Origin of the sequence: Oricola sp. (genome assembly GCF_022763245.1) — a bacterium.
Classification (GTDB): domain Bacteria; phylum Pseudomonadota; class Alphaproteobacteria; order Rhizobiales; family Rhizobiaceae; genus Oricola.
On the sequence record NZ_JALEGV010000023.1, the window covers coordinates 58,679 to 75,089 of the forward strand.

14 protein-coding genes are annotated in these 16,411 nt (G+C 64.6%); 7 read left to right on the plus strand and 7 right to left on the minus strand.

The window, feature by feature from the left end; all coding sequences use genetic code 11:
• The first annotated feature begins 67 nt into the window (after positions 1–67).
• Genes MRY80_RS11280 through MRY80_RS11290 form a run of 3 tightly spaced genes read left to right on the plus strand, consistent with a single transcriptional unit; the run spans position 68 to position 4,391 of the window.
• Complete coding sequence (locus MRY80_RS11280) at positions 68–790, plus strand: ABC transporter ATP-binding protein (protein WP_293291061.1); 723 nt, start codon at positions 68–70, stop codon at positions 788–790.
• 16 nt (positions 791–806) lie between these two features.
• The gene (locus tag MRY80_RS11285) at positions 807–3,170 is read left to right on the plus strand and encodes an ABC transporter permease (RefSeq protein ID WP_293291063.1); all 2,364 of its coding nucleotides are present in this window, start codon (positions 807–809) and stop codon (positions 3,168–3,170) included.
• A 3-nt stretch (positions 3,171–3,173) separates the two neighbouring features.
• Entirely contained in the window at positions 3,174–4,391 is a 1,218-nt protein-coding gene (locus MRY80_RS11290) for an HlyD family efflux transporter periplasmic adaptor subunit (RefSeq protein WP_293291064.1), read from the plus strand.
• Here the strand turns inward: MRY80_RS11290 and MRY80_RS11295 are convergent.
• A complete protein-coding gene (locus tag MRY80_RS11295) occupies positions 4,388–5,620 on the minus strand; it encodes an FAD-dependent oxidoreductase (protein WP_293291066.1) in 1,233 nt (410 codons plus the stop codon). The two genes, MRY80_RS11290 and MRY80_RS11295, sit on opposite strands and share 4 nt — an antisense overlap.
• Before the next feature lie 329 nt (positions 5,621–5,949).
• On the opposite strand from MRY80_RS11295, the gene sthA reads away from it, so the two are divergent.
• From sthA to MRY80_RS11310, 3 genes are read left to right on the plus strand one after another with little or no spacing between them, the layout of a single operon-like run.
• The gene (sthA, locus tag MRY80_RS11300) at positions 5,950–7,371 is read left to right on the plus strand and encodes a Si-specific NAD(P)(+) transhydrogenase (protein ID WP_293291068.1); all 1,422 of its coding nucleotides are present in this window, start codon (positions 5,950–5,952) and stop codon (positions 7,369–7,371) included.
• A 56-nt stretch (positions 7,372–7,427) separates the two neighbouring features.
• Positions 7,428–8,705, plus strand: a complete 1,278-nt coding sequence (locus tag MRY80_RS11305; protein ID WP_293291069.1) for an APC family permease — start codon at positions 7,428–7,430, stop codon at positions 8,703–8,705.
• Positions 8,702–9,451, plus strand: a complete 750-nt coding sequence (locus MRY80_RS11310; RefSeq protein WP_293291071.1) for a hypothetical protein — start codon at positions 8,702–8,704, stop codon at positions 9,449–9,451. Before MRY80_RS11305 ends, MRY80_RS11310 begins: the two co-directional genes overlap by 4 nt.
• A gap of 64 nt (positions 9,452–9,515) precedes the next feature.
• On the opposite strand, the gene MRY80_RS11315 is transcribed toward MRY80_RS11310, so the two are convergent.
• The 6 genes from MRY80_RS11315 to cysG are packed head-to-tail and all read right to left on the minus strand — an operon-like array spanning position 9,516 to position 14,956.
• Positions 9,516–10,370, minus strand: a complete 855-nt coding sequence (locus MRY80_RS11315; protein WP_293291072.1) for a ferredoxin--NADP reductase — start codon at positions 10,368–10,370, stop codon at positions 9,516–9,518.
• Between the two features lie 23 nt (positions 10,371–10,393).
• Positions 10,394–10,834 carry a DUF934 domain-containing protein gene (locus MRY80_RS11320; RefSeq protein ID WP_293291074.1) on the minus strand — a complete coding sequence of 147 codons (441 nt, stop codon included), beginning with the start codon at positions 10,832–10,834 and terminating at the stop codon, positions 10,394–10,396.
• 3 nt (positions 10,835–10,837) lie between these two features.
• Complete coding sequence (locus tag MRY80_RS11325; RefSeq protein ID WP_293291076.1) at positions 10,838–11,575, minus strand: phosphoadenylyl-sulfate reductase; 738 nt, start codon at positions 11,573–11,575, stop codon at positions 10,838–10,840.
• Positions 11,565–13,238, minus strand: coding sequence for a nitrite/sulfite reductase (locus MRY80_RS11330; protein ID WP_293291077.1), 1,674 nt, complete (start codon positions 13,236–13,238; stop codon positions 11,565–11,567). The genes MRY80_RS11325 and MRY80_RS11330 overlap by 11 nt, the downstream gene beginning before the upstream one ends.
• Before the next feature lies 1 nt (position 13,239).
• The gene (locus MRY80_RS11335; protein ID WP_293291079.1) at positions 13,240–13,542 is read right to left on the minus strand and encodes a DUF2849 domain-containing protein; all 303 of its coding nucleotides are present in this window, start codon (positions 13,540–13,542) and stop codon (positions 13,240–13,242) included.
• Position 13,543: 1 nt separating this feature from the next.
• Positions 13,544–14,956, minus strand: a complete 1,413-nt coding sequence (cysG, locus tag MRY80_RS11340; protein WP_293291080.1) for a siroheme synthase CysG — start codon at positions 14,954–14,956, stop codon at positions 13,544–13,546.
• 209 nt (positions 14,957–15,165) lie between these two features.
• Between cysG and hemA the strand changes: the two genes are divergently transcribed.
• Positions 15,166–16,411: 5-aminolevulinate synthase (gene hemA / locus MRY80_RS11345; protein WP_293291081.1), on the plus strand; the 1,246-nt coding region annotated here is incomplete at its 3' end.

A 16,411-nucleotide genomic window follows, 5' to 3' on the forward strand; every position in this document is an offset into this window, starting at 1 on the left:
CGGACCCTTTACTTTGGGGTATGCGTCGGGCGGATATCCCGGGAAACAACGCAAGAGATGGACTGCCATGGATGCTCAACGCGACGCCGGGATCGTGTTTCGAACCGATGACGTCACCAAGGTCTACGACACGGGTGGCGCGAAGGTCTATGCGCTGGCGGGCGTCGATCTGGAGCTTCACGCCGGCGAATTGACGGTGCTGCTCGGTCCTTCGGGTAGCGGCAAGTCGACGTTGTTGAACATCCTGGGGGGGCTCGACCATGCGACCAGCGGCGAGGTCTGGTTCCGCGATCTCGAACTGTCGAAGCTCAATGACCGGGAACTGACCCGCTACCGCCGCGACAATGTCGGCTTCGTCTTCCAGTTCTATAATCTCGTGCCGAGCCTCTCGGCCCGCGAGAACGTCGCGCTGGTCACCGACATCGCGCCCAACCCCATGCGTCCGGACGAAGCCCTGTCGCTGGTCGGTCTCGGGCATCGCCTGGATCACTTTCCGGCCGAGATGTCCGGCGGCGAGCAGCAGCGCGTGGCGATCGCCCGCGCCATCGCCAAGCGCCCCGACGTGCTTTTGTGCGACGAGCCCACCGGCGCGCTGGATTCAAAGACCGGGATCGCGGTCCTGCAGGCGTTGAGGGACATCAACGACCAGTTCGGCACGACCACGGCGGTGATCACGCACAACGCGTCGATCCGCAAGATGGCGCATCGCGTCATCCGTTTTCAGGACGGCAAGATCGGCGAAGTCGAGGTCAACGAGACGCGCATCGCCCCGAAGGACATCGAATGGTGAGGCCGGCGGGAACACGATGAGGGCGCTCGACAAGAAACTGTTGCGCGACTTCCGCCGCCTTTGGGCGCAGGCGATTTCCATCGCGCTGGTGCTCGCCTGCGGCGTCGCCATCGTGCTCATCTCCTACGGCATGTATGGCGCGCTGGAGAACACCCGCTCGGCCTATTACGAGCGCAACAGGTTCGCCGACATATTCGCCTCCGCCACCCGAGCTCCCCGCAATCTCCAAAGCGAGATCGCCGACATCGAGGGCGTGTGGGCGGTCGAGTTGCGGACGGTCAAGGATGCGGTTCTCGACCTGCCCAATCGCGTCAAGACGGCGACCGGTCGCATCATCTCGCTGCCGGCGTCGGGCGGCGGCATCCTCAATGTGCCGCTCTTGCGATCCGGTCGCCTGCCCGAACCGGATGCGGCCGGCGAGATCATGGTCAACGAGCCCTTCGCGCTCGCCAACGATTACCAGTTGGGCGATGTCATCCAGGCCAATCTGAATGGCCGCAAGCGGTCGTTGACCATTGTCGGCACCGCCTTGTCGCCCGAATACATCTACACGATCGGCCCGGGCTCGCTGATGCCCGACAACGAGAATTTCGGCATCCTCTGGATGGCGGAGACCGCCGCGTCTGCAGCCTTCGACATGTCCGGCGCCTTCAACGACGTCAGCCTGAAGCTCACGCGCGACGCCGATCCCGACGAGGTGATCGACCGGCTCGACGACATCCTCGAACCCTATGGCGGTACGGGCGCCTATGGGCGCGACCAGCAATTGTCGGACGCCTTCATCGATTCCGAACTGCTCGGCCTGGAAACCATGGCGCGCATCCTGCCGCCGGTGTTCTTCGGCATCGCAGCGTTTCTGGTCAACATGGTGATCGGGCGCATCGTTGCGCTCGAGCGCAGTCAGATCGGGCTGATGAAGGCGCTCGGCTATACCGATTTCACCATCGCGACGCATTACATCCTGCTGGCCGTCCTGATCGCCATTGTCGGCGTGCTGGTCGGCTGGGGGCTTGGCGCATGGGCAGCGCGGGGCATGGCTCTGATCTATGCGGAGTTCTTCACGTTCCCCTATCTGCTGTTCAGCGTATCGAGCTTCACCTACGTGCTGTCTGGCGTCCTCGGCATCCTCTCGGCCGCCCTGGGCGCCGTCTTCAACGCGATGAAGGCGGCGCGGCTCGCCCCTGCAATCGCCATGTCGCCGCCGGCGCCGCCCAATTTCCGCCGCGGCCTGCTCGACAGCGCCTTTTCCGTGATGAAGCTGTCCCAGCCGACCATGATGATCCTGCGCGGCATCACGCGATGGCCCCTGCGCGCATCGCTGACGGCGCTTGGTCTCTCGCTCGGCGTCGCCGTCCTCGTCGCGTCCAGCTTCTTCGAGGATTCCATGGAGGAAATCATCGACGTGGCGTTCTCCCAGTCCAGCCGCCAGGACGGGGTCTTGCTGCTGACGTCGGTGCAGCCCTTGTCGGTCCTCGCGGATGTCGAGCGCCTGCCCGGCGTGCTGCGCGCGGAGGGGCAACTCAGCCTGCCGGTGCGGCTGACCAACGGCCATCTCGAAAAGCGGGTCTCCATCGAGGCGAACTGGCCGGGGGCTGACCTCAGCCGCGTCATCGATCCCGACGGCAATGTCATCACGGCACCGGAGGAGGGGATCCTGCTGACGAAGCGACTGGCGGGCCAACTCGCCGTCGTCCCCGGCGACTGGATCGATGTCGAGTTCCTGACCGGTCTGCGCGAGCAGCACCGCCTGCAGGTGAGCGGCATCGTCACCCAGTATTTCGGGATCGGCGCCTACATGGACGCGAACTACGCGGCGAGGCTGTTCCGCCAGTCGCCGCGCATCTCGCACGCCAATGTGCTCGTCGACGAGAGTCGGATGGACGAGTTGCATCATGCGTTGAAGGAAACGCCCAACCTGGCCGGCTTGATCATGCTGACCGACACGCGGCGGGTCTTTCGCGACACGATCAAGGAAAACATGCTGATCCAGTCGTTTATCTATATCGCCATCGCGGCGATGATCACGATCGGCGTCACCTACAACAGCGCGCGTATCCAGCTGTCGGAACGCGCGCGCGAACTGGCAAGCCTGCGCATCCTCGGTTTCACCAATGCGGAAGTCTCCTACATCCTGATGGGGGAGACGCTGCTGCTCGTGATCGTCGCGCAACCGCTGGGCTGGGCGCTGGGCGCGCTGATCGCCTGGTCGATGAGTTTCGCCTTCGCCAGCGACCTTTACACCATTCCGGTGATCCTCGAGCGGCACACCTATGGCTTCGCCAGCGTCGTCGCCCTGATCGCCGCGGTCGGATCCGTGCTCGTCGTGCGGCGCCGGCTTGACACCCTGGACCTCGTCTCCGTCATGAAAACGCGGGAGTAACTCATGCCGTTCAAACCTCGTACGATCATCGGCATTCTGGTGGGCGCTGTCGCCCTTGCCGGTCTGTTCTATGTGGCGTTTCGGCCAGACCCTGTCCCGGTCGACCTTGTGGCGGCGGGGCGCGCCGACATGCGCGTCACGGTAGACGCCGACGGAAAGACACGCATCAAGGACATTTACGAGGTCTCCGCGCCGATCGCCGGAACGGCGCAGCGCTCGCCGGTCGCGGTCGGCGACATGGTGGTTGAGAACGAGACAGTCGTCGCTGTCGTCCAGCCCTCCGACACCGGCTTCCTCGACACGCGTACCCGCGTTCAGGCGGAAGCCGCCGTGCGAGAGGCCAACGCCGCTGTGCAAGTCGCCGAGACCAGCGTCCGCCAGGCCGAGGAGGAACTGAACTACGCCATTTCGCAATACTCCCGCATCCAGACCCTGGTCGATCGCGGCGTCGCCTCGCTGACCCAGCTTGAGGACGCAGCCCAGACGAAGACGGTGCGCGAGGCAGCGCTTGATTCCGCCAAGGCCAGTCGAGAGGCGGCGGCAAGCGCGCTCGCCCGCGCCGAGGCGGCGCTCATCGAGCCGGGCCTGACCGAAAACGGCGAGAGCAGCGAGACCTGCTGCGTGTCGATCCTCGCACCTGCGGACGGTGCCGTCCTCGACATCGTCAATGTCAGCGAGCGACCGGTGCAGGCCGGCGCGCAGCTTCTGTCGATCGGCCAGCCCGACAATCTGGAGATCGTCTCCGACATCCTGTCGTCTGAGGCGGTGCGCATCGAGGAAGGCGCGCCGGTTCTGGTCGAGCGCTGGGGCGGCGACGAGACCCTGCATGCGACGGTGCGCGAGATCGACCCGGCCGCCGAAACCAAGGTCTCGGCCCTCGGCATCGAGGAGCAACGCGTCGATGTGACGATGGATTTCGAGGAAGGCGACGTCACCGGCAAGGGTCTCGGAGACGGCTATGCGGTGTTCGTCCGCATCATCGTCTGGGAGGGGGAGAACGTCCTGCAGGTGCCGGTCTCGGCGCTGTTTCGCGACGATGGCGGCTGGGCGCTGTTTGCCGTCAATGACGGGACGGCGCAACAGACCGCCGTCGAAGTCGGCCGCCGCAGCGGGCTGATGGCCGAAATCCTGTCCGGGATCGAGGAGGGGGCCCGCGTCATCACCCACCCGAGCGACCGGGTGGAGGATGGCGTCGCCGTTGTCGATCGCTCGACGCTTTAGCCGGCCGCCTGAAGCGCCTTCATCGTCGCGCGCAGGTCGAAGTCGGGGTCGGCGATCTGCGATGCCGTGATCTCGGCGCCGCCCTCCAGCAGCTTGCGGCTCATCGCATAGGTCGCAGCGTCGTTGAGGCAATCGACGGCGATGAAGCGGTCCTGGCGGAAGTAGAAATGCGACACCGAGCCCTCGCGCTTGCCCGGTCGCACGACGACGGCATCGTAGCCGCGATTGAGCCCGGCGATCTGCAGCTTCATGTCGTACTGGTCCGACCAGAACCACGGATGCGGCGAATAGACGGTATCGACGCCGCAGATATTCGCGGCGACGGCAGTGGCCTGGTCGTTGGCGTTCTGCACCGATTCAAGGCGCGTCGGCATGTTGTCGAAAGGCAGGATCGTGCAATCGCCGGCCGCGTAGATCGCCGGGTCGGAACTGCGCCCGTGATCATCGACGGTGACGCCGACGCTCACATCCAGTCCTGCGGCCTGGGCGAGATCGACATTCGGCGCGATGCCAATGCCGACAATGGCGAGATCGAGCGGCAATTCTTCTCCATTGGCAAGCCGGACTGCGGTCGCAACGCCGTCCGTCTCGACCAGACGCTCGATCTGCGTGTCCTCGAGGACCGTGACGCCATGCGACTGGTGCAGCGCGCGAAACGCGTTGGCGGTCTCCTCGCAGGCGACGCGTTTCAGGATGCGCTCCGCCGCCTCAATGACGGTGACATCGAGCCCCTTCTTCGCCGCCTCGGCCGCTGCTTCCAGTCCGATATAGCCCCCGCCGATGACGACCAGTTTGCGCCCCGGGCGCATCTCCGCCATCAGCCCGTCGGCGTCGGCCAATGTGCGCATGACCCGCACATTCGCAAGTTCGCCGCCGATCTCAGCCGGCAGGCGCCGCGCATCGCCGCCCGTCGCCAGCACCAGCGTGTCATAGGAAAGCGTCTCGCCATTGGCGAGCCGGACCTGCTTCTCCTGCCGGTCGATCGCCGTTGCGGCCACGCCGAGCTTCAGCGAGATGGCGTTGTCGGCGTACCATTCCTCGGGCCGCAGGCGCAGCCGGTCGAGGCTCATGTCGCCCGACATGTAGGCCTTGGACAGCGGCGGACGCTGATAGGGCAGGGCGTCCTCGGCGCAGACAAGCGTGATCTGCATCCCGGCATCGTGCTTGCGCAATTCCGCCGCCGCCGCGACCCCGGCATGGCTTCCCCCGATGATGACCGTATGTGACATGCGTCCCCCAGATGAACAGGCATTGCTTCTTGTGACGCCCTTCTATCAGCAACTGTGGCCCGCGCGCGACTGTCTCTGTCGAGCAATTTCGCGAAAGGCGTTTCGCCGTCTTGCGCCTGCCCCGCGCAGGGCCGGTTGATGCGCCTGACTTGAATCAGGATGTGAAGCAGCGCAGGCGCAATGTAAGCGCGTTCCGCCAAGTCTCTCAAATCATGAAGCTTTCGTAACGTCATGCCCTGGCGGGAAATGTGTGAAAAGGGGGTGGATTTGGCCCCGCACCTGGCCGATAGTGGGTGCGGGAGGAGGCCCACGTCGCGAGGGGAAGTCACGTGGACCACTACGACATGATCGTCATCGGCAGCGGTCCGGCGGGACGCCGCGCTGCCATCCAGGCAGCCAAACTCGGCAAGGACGTCCTCGTCGTCGAGCGAGGCGGGCGTGTTGGCGGCGTCTCTGTGCACACCGGCACGATACCGTCCAAGACGTTGCGCGAGACCGCGCTCAACCTCTCCGGCTGGCGCGAGCGAGGCTTCTACGGTCGCTCCTATCGCGTCAAGCAGGACATCACCGCCGACGACCTGCGCCGCCGTCTGCATCTGACGCTCGGGCACGAAGTGGAGGTGCTCGAACACCAGTTCGCGCGCAACCAGGTTTCCACGGTCCGCGGCGAAGCCCGTTTCACCGATCCGCACAGCATCGTGGTCACCGGTGACGAGGGCGAACTGCTCACCTTCACCGCCGACAGCTTTCTGATCGCGGTCGGCACGATACCGTTCCGGCCGAACTACATTCCCTTCGATGGCGGGGTCTCGGTCTTCGATTCCGACGAGATCCTCGACCTGCCCGACCTGCCGCGTTCGATCGCGGTGATCGGAGCGGGCGTCATCGGCGTCGAGTATGCGACGATCTTCTCCGCTCTCGACGTGCATGTGACGCTGATCGAGCCGCGGAACTCCATGCTCGATTTCATCGATCACGAGCTCATGGAGGATTTCACCTACCAACTGCGCGACCGCGGCATGGCGATGCGCTTCGGCAAGAAGGTCGAGAGCGTCGCGCGCACCGACAAGGGCTGCGAGGTCACGCTGGAGGGCGGCCGCAAGGTGCGCTCAGAGATGCTGCTCTTCGCTGCCGGCCGAATGGGCGCGACAGCAAAGCTCGGACTGGACGCCTGCGGGCTGGAGGTCGATCATCGCGGCCGCCTGAAGGTCGATCCCGAGACGCTTCAGACCAGCGTGGCCCATGTCTACGCCGCCGGCGACGTTATCGGCTTCCCGAGCCTCGCCTCCACCTCGATGGAACAGGGCCGCATCGCCGCGTGCCATGCGCTCGGCGTCGCTGCGCATGAGCCGCCGGAGTTCTTTCCCTATGGCATCTACGCCGTGCCGGAAATCTCCACGGTCGGCATGACCGAGGAGGAAGTGGTCGAACGCGGTATTCCCTATGAGAGCGGCATCGCCCGTTTTCGCGAGACCTCGCGCGGCCACATCATGGGCCTCGACAAGGGCATGTTGAAGATGTTGTTTTCGCTGAAGACGCGCCGTCTGCTCGGCTGTCACATCGTCGGCGAGGGCGCGACAGAACTCATCCATATCGGCCAGGCCGTGCTCAACCTGAAAGGCACGCTCGACTATTTCGTCGAGAACACCTTCAATTATCCGACGCTCGCCGAAGCCTACAAGATCGCCGCGCTGGATGCCTGGAACCGCATGGGCGCCGGCGTTCCGGTGGCCCAGGTGACGGACGGCTAGATCGACATCGCATGGCGTGCGGAACCAATCGCATCGCAGGGTGTTAAGCTTCCGAAATGAGCGGTGATTCAGACACGAAACTGGGGCCCGTGCGGGTATGGGCGCTTGCGGCCGGCGGCATGGTCGGGGGCGGCATCTACATCGCGCTCGGCGTCGTCATCGCGGTGGCCGCGCAATGGGCCTGGTTGAGTTTCGTCATTTCCGGTGTGATCGCGGTCATCTCCGCCTGGAGCTACGCGCGGCTCTCCAACAAATACGGCAAGTCGGGTGGCGCCTTCGAATTCCTCGAGGACATGGACCGCAGGAAGCTTGCCGGCAGTCTCTCCTGGCTGCTGATCGTCGGCTACACGCTGACCATTTCCGTCTATGCCTACGCCTTCGGCCATTATGTCGCCTATGCGCTTGCGGGCGGCGAATGGATGATCCGTGCGCTCGCCATTCTGATCGGTTTCGGCCTGATCGGCCTCAATCTTCTCGGCGTCGGCAAGATGACCTCGGTCGAAGTCGTCATCGTCACCGGCAACCTGGCGATCCTTGTCGTCCTCGCCGTCTGGGGATTGAGCCAATGGGACGGACTCCAACTCGTCTCGGGCATCGAACCGCGGGCGCCCTGGGCGTCGATCGTCGGCGCGGCCGCGATCTTCGTCTCCTATGAGGGCTTCCAGCTTCTCACCTACGAATACGACCAGATCGCCAACCCGCAGAAGACGTTCGTTCCCGTCCTTGTTTCGTCGGCGATCTTCGTCGTCTTCGTCTACGTCGCCGTCGCACTCGGCGCGACAATGCTCGCCGGCGCGCTGACCGTCGTCGAACAAAAGGAAATCGCCCTGTCCGTCGCCGCCAAGAACGCGGCCGGAACCGCCGGATTGGTTGCAATGACCATCGCCGCCGCCTTCGCCACCGCCGCCGCCATCAACTCAACCCTCTATTCCACGGCGAAGCTCGCCGAACGCATCGCAAACGACGGCATGTTGCCGAGCTGGTTCGATCACGAGAACCGGTTCGGCGTGCCGGATCGGCCGGTCGTGCTGATCGGCATCATGGCGACGTTTCTCGCCATCATCGGTTCGCTCTCCTCGCTGGTCGAAGCGGCGAGCCTCGTTTTCCTTGTCACCTTCATGGTGGTCAACATCATCGCCTGGCGCGAGATGGACGACTGGCGATGGATCCCCGCAATCGCCGTCGTGCTGTCCTTCATTGTCGGGCTGGTGCTGATTGCGCGCCTCGCGGTCAACGCGCCCGTGCCGCTGGCACTCCTGGCCGCGCTCAGCGTCTTCGTCTTCGTCGCCAGACCGATGATCCTCGCGCGGGTGCATACGGAGGGAGGCGAATGATTCGGCGGTTCGGACTTGCCGGTCTCGCGCTATGCCTGCCTGCTTTGATGGGTGCGTCGGGCAGCGGGATGGGACATCTGCGCGTGATCAATCTGGTCGATGGCGCACCGCAAATCAGCGTGGAGATGTGCGCGGAGAATTCAGGCGAGTGCCGTTCGCTCGACATCCCCGCGGACGGCCTGACTGAGACGCTGGATCTCGCGCCGGCGGTCTATCGCTTCTCCGTCACCCATGCGGATGGAACGACGGAACCCTTCTCTTACGGGATCGCGCCGGACCACGAATACGGCCTGGCGATCTATGGCCTCTCGTCGGCCAAGGACAAGTCCACACTCTTCGCGCGAGCCAAGCGCTTTCTCGGTGGTCTCGAAGTCCGCGCCGTCAACGGTTTCCGGGTTTCGCATCGCATGGTGACGATGGCGCCGGGAAAGGCGGACGAGCCGGCAAGTCTCCGAATGGCGAATTTCAGCGTCGGAACGGTGGCGCTTCAGGCCGGTATGGAAACGGGCGAGGGCACGCGGGCCATTGGCACGGCGGCTTATGCCGGCATTTCCGGTCCGCTCCGCACGACCGACGCGTCAGGTGCAATCGATGTGAAGCCCGACGGCAGCGACCTCGTCGTGGCAGAGACGCCGCTTGAGCTGCCCGGTGGATCGAGCACCATGATCTATGCCTCCGGCATGACAGACGGCGAGGTGCGGTTGGTGATCGATCAAAGGGTGGCCGACAAGGCGTCGCCGAACTGAGTAGCCTCAGTCATCCGCAAGCGGTTCGTGGGCGACAGCCTTCACGGCTTCCCTTGCAGACCTCTTAGAGGATGCCGCCTTCGCCCACGAAGCTCTTTTCCAGCACGAAATGCCCGGGCTTGGAGTTCGCGCCCTCTTCCATGCCTACGGCCTCGCACAATTCCTTGATCTCGAGATTCAGGCCCATCGAGCCGCAGATCATCACCCGGTCGGTTTCCTTGTCCCAGGCGGGCAAGTCGATATCGGTGAAGAGTTCGCCGGAGCGGATCTTGTCGGTAATCCGGCCCATCTTGGCAGACTCTTCGCGCGTCGTGGTCGGATAATAGACGAGCTTGCCCTGAACCATCTCCCCGATCAGCGGATCGTTGACGAGGTTGTCGACGAGCTCACGGCCGTAATCCAGTTCGGCGGCCTGCCGGCAGGTATGGGTCAGGATCACCTGATCGAATTTCTCGTAGACCTCGGGGTCGCGGATCAGCGAGGCGAAAGGCGCAATGCCGGTGCCGGTCGCGATCATGTAGAGCCGCTTGCCGGGCAGCAGCGCGTCCACCACCAGCGTCCCGGTCGCCTTGGTCTTCAGGATCACCTGATCGCCCGGCTGGATGTGAACCAGCTTGGAGGTCAGCGGCCCGTCGGGAACGGCGATGGAATAGAATTCCAGTTCCTCGTCCCAGGACGGCGAAGCAATGGAGTAGGCGCGCAGGATGGGCTTGGCCGGCTTGTCACCCTTCGGCTCGCCCATGAGGCCGATCATCACGAATTCGCCGGACCGGAATCGCAGGCTCTGCGGCCGCGTCAGGCGGAACGAGAACAGCTTGTCGGTCCAATGCTTGACTTGCGTGACTGTCTGACCGTCGGGGAGGGGAGTGGCAATGTTCACAGGCGCCGCCGTTTCGCTGCGTATTGAAAGATCGTTCATGTCGGAAATGTCCTGTTAGCCCCTCAGGCGACGGCCCGCAAACGCTTTTGGTAATCGTGGTCGCGCCACGCGGCGCGCGCGCGCCACTGGCTTTCGGGCTGGCGGGCGGCCAGGTCGGCGTCGATCTCGACCTCGTCGAAGCCGACGCGGCGCGCATGCGCATACTGGTCGGCGATCACATGGCCCGCCGCACGCAGCTGTCCGGTGTAGCCAAGTTGCCGCAGGCGCCTGGCCAGCGAAAATCCGCGCCCGTCGGCGAAAGAGGGAAAGGGGATCACGATCAGCCGGATCCAGGCGAAGAACGGGGCGATCTCGTCGGGATCGGCGTCATTGGCAAGCGACAGTGCGAATTCGCCCGGCAAATCGTTTCTGTCCGCTTCGCGCAGCGCCTCGATCGTCAGCGTCAGACGGCGGTCGGCCAGTTCGTCCTTGCTGAAGCCGGCATCGGTCACGATGATGCTCATGTCTCAATCTCCGGCGCCGGCATTGGCCGTGCGCACCAGTTTTCCGTTCTCGAAATGGATGCCGCATTCGGTCTTGTCCGACCCGCGCCAGCGACCGGCGCGCGCATCCTCGCCTTCTTCCACCCTGCTGGTGCAGGCGGCGCAGCCGATCGAAGGATAGCCATGCGCGACAAGCGGGTGTTGGGGCAGGTCAAATGCGGTGAAATGCGCGTCGATGTCCGATTTGGTCCAGTGGGCGAGCGGGTTGATCTTCAGCTTGCCGTCGGCGGCACGCTCGAAAATGTTGACCTCTTCACGGGTGACCGCCTGAAAGCGCTTGCGGCCAGACACCCAGCCGTCGAATTCCTTCAGCGCCTCGGAGAGAACTTGCGTCTTGCGGAAGGCGCAGCAAGCGTCCGCGTTGGTCAGGTGCAGCCGTCCATAGGGATCTTTCTCGCGGATCGCATCGCCGCTCGGCGAGATCAGCCGCAATTCGGTCAGGCCGAAGCGGCTCGCCAGTTCGTCGCGATAGCGCAGCGTTTCCTCGAAATGCATGCGCGTGTCGAGGAAGATGACGGGCGTTGCCGGATTGGCCTCTGCGACGAGGTGCAGCAACACCGCCGATTCAGCGCCGAAGGAGGACACGACGGCGACCTCGCCATGGGCCTTGTCCGTGAGCGCCTTGCGCAGCACGTCGCGGGTGCGCTCCAGCCGGGCGTCGCCGGCCTGATCGATGTTCAACTGGTCATGGTCATGCAGCACGGGCACGGCCTCCCCTGTCGCCATGGATTGCCTGTTTGAACGGCTCGGCGCCGAGCCGGCGATAGGCCGCCAGGAAGGTTTCCGAGGCGTCCTCGCGCAGCTCCAGATAGGTCTCGATGATCGTCTCGATCGCGGGCACCAGGTCTTCGGCGTCGAAGCCGGGACCCGTGCGCTCGCCAATCGCCGCCGATTCCGTGCCGTCGCCGCCAAGCGTGATCTGGTAGTTCTCGCGTCCCGCCTTGTCGAGACCCAGAATGCCGATATGGCCGACATGGTGATGGCCGCAGGCATTGATGCAGCCGGAGATCTTGATTTTCAGCGGCCCGATGTCGCGCTCCAGCTTGAGTTCGTCGAAGCGGCGCGAAATCTCCTGGGCGACGGGGATCGACCGCGCCGTCGCCAGCGCGCAATAGTCCATCCCGGGGCAGGCGATGATGTCGGAGACGAGGCCGATATTGGCCGTCGCCAGCCCGGCCTCGCGCAACTGCTGGTGGAGGGCGGGAATGTCCGCCTTCCGCACATGCGGCAGGATCACGTTCTGCTCGTGGCTGATGCGCAACTCGTCATGGCCGTAACGCTCCGCCAGATCGGCGAGAACGCGCATCTGATCCGCCGTTGCGTCACCGGGCGTGCCGCCGACCGGCTTCAGCGACACCGAGACGATGCCGTAGGCGGGGTTCTTGTGCTCGGCGACATTGGTTTCCACGAAGGCGCGGAAACCGGCGTCGTCGGCCTGCGCCTGCTCGAAGGCCAGCGATCGGGCGTTGTCGAAGACGGGCGGTGCGAAAGCCGCCTCGATCTCGGCCACAAGATCGGCCGACGGTCCGGCAAAATCGCGCTTCTGGCGCTCGAACGCCGCCTCGATCTGCTCCTTGATTTCATCCAGTCCGGTCTCGTGCACCAGGATCTTGATGCGCGCCTTGTACTTGTTGTCGCGGCGGCCGGACACGTTGTAGACCTGCAGGATCGCTTCGAGATAGGGCAGCAGGTCGGCCTTGGGCAGGAACGCCCGCACGATCTTGCCGACCATCGGCGTGCGCCCGAGGCCGCCGCCCACGATCACCTCGTAGCCCGGTTCGCCGGCCTCGTTGCGCAGCATGCGCAGGCCGATGTCGTGGGCTTTCGTCACGGCCCGGTCGTTCGGCGATCCGGTGATCGCGATCTTGAACTTGCGCGGCAGGTACTGGAACTCCGGATGGTCGGTCGACCATTGGCGCAGCAGTTCGGCCGTCGGGCGCGGATCCTCGATCTCGTCGGCTGCGGCGCCGGCGAAATGGTCGGCCGTCACGTTGCGGATGCAGTTGCCGGAGGTCTGGATCGCATGCATGCCGACATCGGCGAGAAGATCGAGGATCTCCGGCACGTCCTTCAGCCGCGGCCAGTTGAACTGGATGTTCTGGCGCGTGGTGAAGTGGCCGTAGCCCTTGTCGAACCGCTCGGCGATAAGCGCGAGCTGGCGCATCTGCGCGGAGTTGAGCGTTCCATAGGGAATGGCGACGCGCAGCATGTAGGCATGAAGCTGGAGATAGAGCCCGTTCTTCAGCCGAAGCGGCTTGAATTCGTCCTCGGTGAGCGAACCGTCGATGCGGCGCTGAACCTGGTCGCGGAATTCCGCGACCCGGTTGCGCACGAAGGCTTCGTCGAAATTATTGTAGATATACATGTCAGGCTCCGGCCTGCTTGCCGTGGAAATAATTGGAGGGGCCGCGCGTGCGGAACACCTCCCGGAAATGCACCGGCTGTGGCCGGTTGTGTTCGTCCATGACGGTCTCCGCCAGGTAAGGGCCGACCACCTTGTCCTGCTGGGTTTCCGCCGCCGCCAGCAGCGTCTCGGCGGCGTCCTGCGACCATGCGACGATGGCTTCGGCATGGTCGCGCGACCAGCTCTGCGAGGCGGTGAAGTAGACGGTGTCGCCCTCGAAAAGGTCGTTGGCGGTCACGACGCGAGGCTTGTATTCGCGAGCCATTTCAGAGCACTCCAGCGTTTTCGTGAATCGGATCGGCAGCGAGTTGAACCTGTTTGGCAGCCTTGCGCGCAGCCATACCGTAGAGCAGCACCGCGGGACCGTTGATTCCCGCCGCCGCGAGGTCGTCCGGAAGGGCAAGCAGTGTCGTCGCGATGGTCTTCTGGTTCGCGCGCGAGGCGTTCTCCACCACGGTGACGGGCGTGTCGGGCGCCGCGCCATGCATCATCAGTCGGCCGCGCAGGAAGGCTGCGGCGCGCACGCCCATATAGATCGCTGCGCCGGCGCCTGGCCGGGCGAGATCGCGCCAGTCATGCTCCGCGAAGCCCTCCACGTCGTGTCCGGTGATGAAACGGACCGAGCTGTTGCGCCCGCGCTTCGTGAGCGAAAGGCCGGTCGTGCTGGCGGCTGCCGCCGCGGCGGTGATGCCCGGCACGATCTCCCAGGAGATGCCGGCGGCGTCGAGCGCGTCGATCTCCTCGTCGAGCCGGCCGAACATGCCGGGATCGCCCGATTTCAGCCGCGCCACCTGTGCGCCGTTTCGCGCATGTTCGATGATCAGCGCGTTGATGTCGTCCTGGCTCCAGGACGGGCCGAAGCCGGTCTTGCCGGTCTCGATGATGATCGCCTCGCGACGCGCCAGTTCCAGGATCTCGGGCGCGGCCAGCCGGTCATGCAGCACGACGTCTGCCTCGTGCAGAAGCCGCCGCGCCTTGACCGTGAGCAGGTCCGGATCGCCGGGACCCGCGCCGATCAGCGCGACATGGCCCGGCCGAGGCCGGGTTTCGATGGCGTCGGTCATCAGTGTTTCCAGTTTCGCGAGGACCGCTGCGTCTCCGCCCTCGCGCAACGCGGCGTCGCCTTCGCCGGAATAGAAGCGGCTCCAGAAATCGCGACGCCCGCGTCCGGCGCGGATCGCCATGGCGCGCTCGCGAAACGTCTGGCCGATGCGCGCAAGGCGTCCAAGCGAGGCCGGCAGGCGCTCTTCCAGGTCCGCCTTGATCGCGCGCGCCAGAACCGGCGCCGCGCCTTCCGTTCCGATAGCGATGGTCACCGGGTCGCGGTCGACGATGGCCGGCGTGATGAATTGCGACGCCTCCAGATCGTCGACGACGTTGACCAGAGCGCCGGCGGCGCGTCCGATCCGCGCGACCCTTGCGTCTTCGTTTTCGTCGTCATTGGCTGCGTAGAGCAATGTCGCGCCGTCTGCGTCGCCCTGGTCCAGCGGGCGCTCTACGAGGCTGAGACGGTTCGCGCCCGCCCATTGACGGATCACGGGCGCCGGATCCCGGCCGAAAACGGTGATCGCGGCTTCGGTTTTCAACAGCAGGCGCAGCTTGGCGACCGCGCAGTCGCCAGCCCCCGAAACGACGATCTGTCGGTCGGCAAGGTCGAGGAAAATCGGAAAATGACGCATTTCGGGCCTCGTTCGCTACGAACCGAAAGATAAGAGGCGTCAAATTGGCGCACGAGAACGTGCATTCCAAATGTTCCAAAATGCGCGGAATTCTGTTTCTTTTTCAGTCGGGAGGAGGCTGCTTGATCCGTGTCAATGCAGCGACGGGGCCCGAAAGCGGATAAATGTCCCACTTTTGAGTCATTCCAAATTGGGGAGGCACCCGTTATATGAACGCGAAAATCATGAGTGGCGGTTTCGCGACGCGCCAGACGGAGGCCAAGGGCTTGGACTACGAACGTTTCTTCTCCGATCGTTTGTCGACATTGCGCGATGACGGGAACTATCGCGTGTTTGCGGATCTCGAGCGTCATGCGGGTCAGTTCCCGAAGGCGACGCGCTACCGCGCCGACGGCTCGACGCAGGACGTGACGGTGTGGTGCTCGAACGACTATCTGGGCATGGGCCAGAACGGGAAGGTCGTCGCCGCGATGCACGAGGCGATCGACAAATGCGGCACCGGGGCGGGCGGCACGCGCAACATCTCCGGCACCAACCACTACCATGTCATGCTGGAGCGCGAACTGGCGGACCTGCACGGCAAGGAAGCCGCGCTGATCTTCACCTCGGGCTATGTCTCCAACTGGGCCGCGCTCGGCACGCTGGCCTCCAAGATCCCCGGCGTCATTGTCTATTCCGACGCGCTGAACCACGCCTCGATGATCGAGGGCATCCGCCATTCCCGTTGCGAGAAGCGTATCTTCAAGCACAATGACTGGCGCGATCTCGACCGGTTGATGAGCCAGGACGACCCGGCTGCGCCGAAGCTGGTGGCCTTCGAGAGCGTCTATTCGATGGATGGCGACATCGCGCCGATCACCGAGATCTGCGACGTGGCCGACAAGCACAATGCGATGACCTATCTGGACGAGGTTCATGCGGTCGGCATGTACGGTCCGCGCGGCGGCGGGGTTGCCGAGCGCGAGGGGCTGATGGACCGGGTGACGGTGATCGAGGGCACTCTTGGCAAGGCCTTCGGCGTGATGGGCGGCTACATCACCGGCTCGTCGAACCTGATCGACTTCGTGCGGTCCTTCGCGTCGGGCTTCATCTTCACGACGGCGCTTCCGCCGGCGCTCGCTGCGGGTGCGACGGCCTCGATCCGGCATCTGAAGGAAAGCCGTGCCGAGCGCGCGATGCACAAGGCCAATGTGGCGCAGGTGCGCGCGGCGCTGGATGCGCGCGGCATCCCGCACATGCCGAACCCGAGCCACATCGTTCCGGTGATGGTGGGCGACGCGAAGAAGTGCAAATGGATCTCCGACATCCTCCTGGACCAGTACGGGATTTATGTGCAGCCGATCAACTATCCGACGGTTCCGGTGAAGACGGAGCGGCTGCGCATCACGCCGACGCCGCTGCACACGCAGGCCGACATCGACCATCTGGCCTCCGCGCTCTGCGACCTCTGGTCTC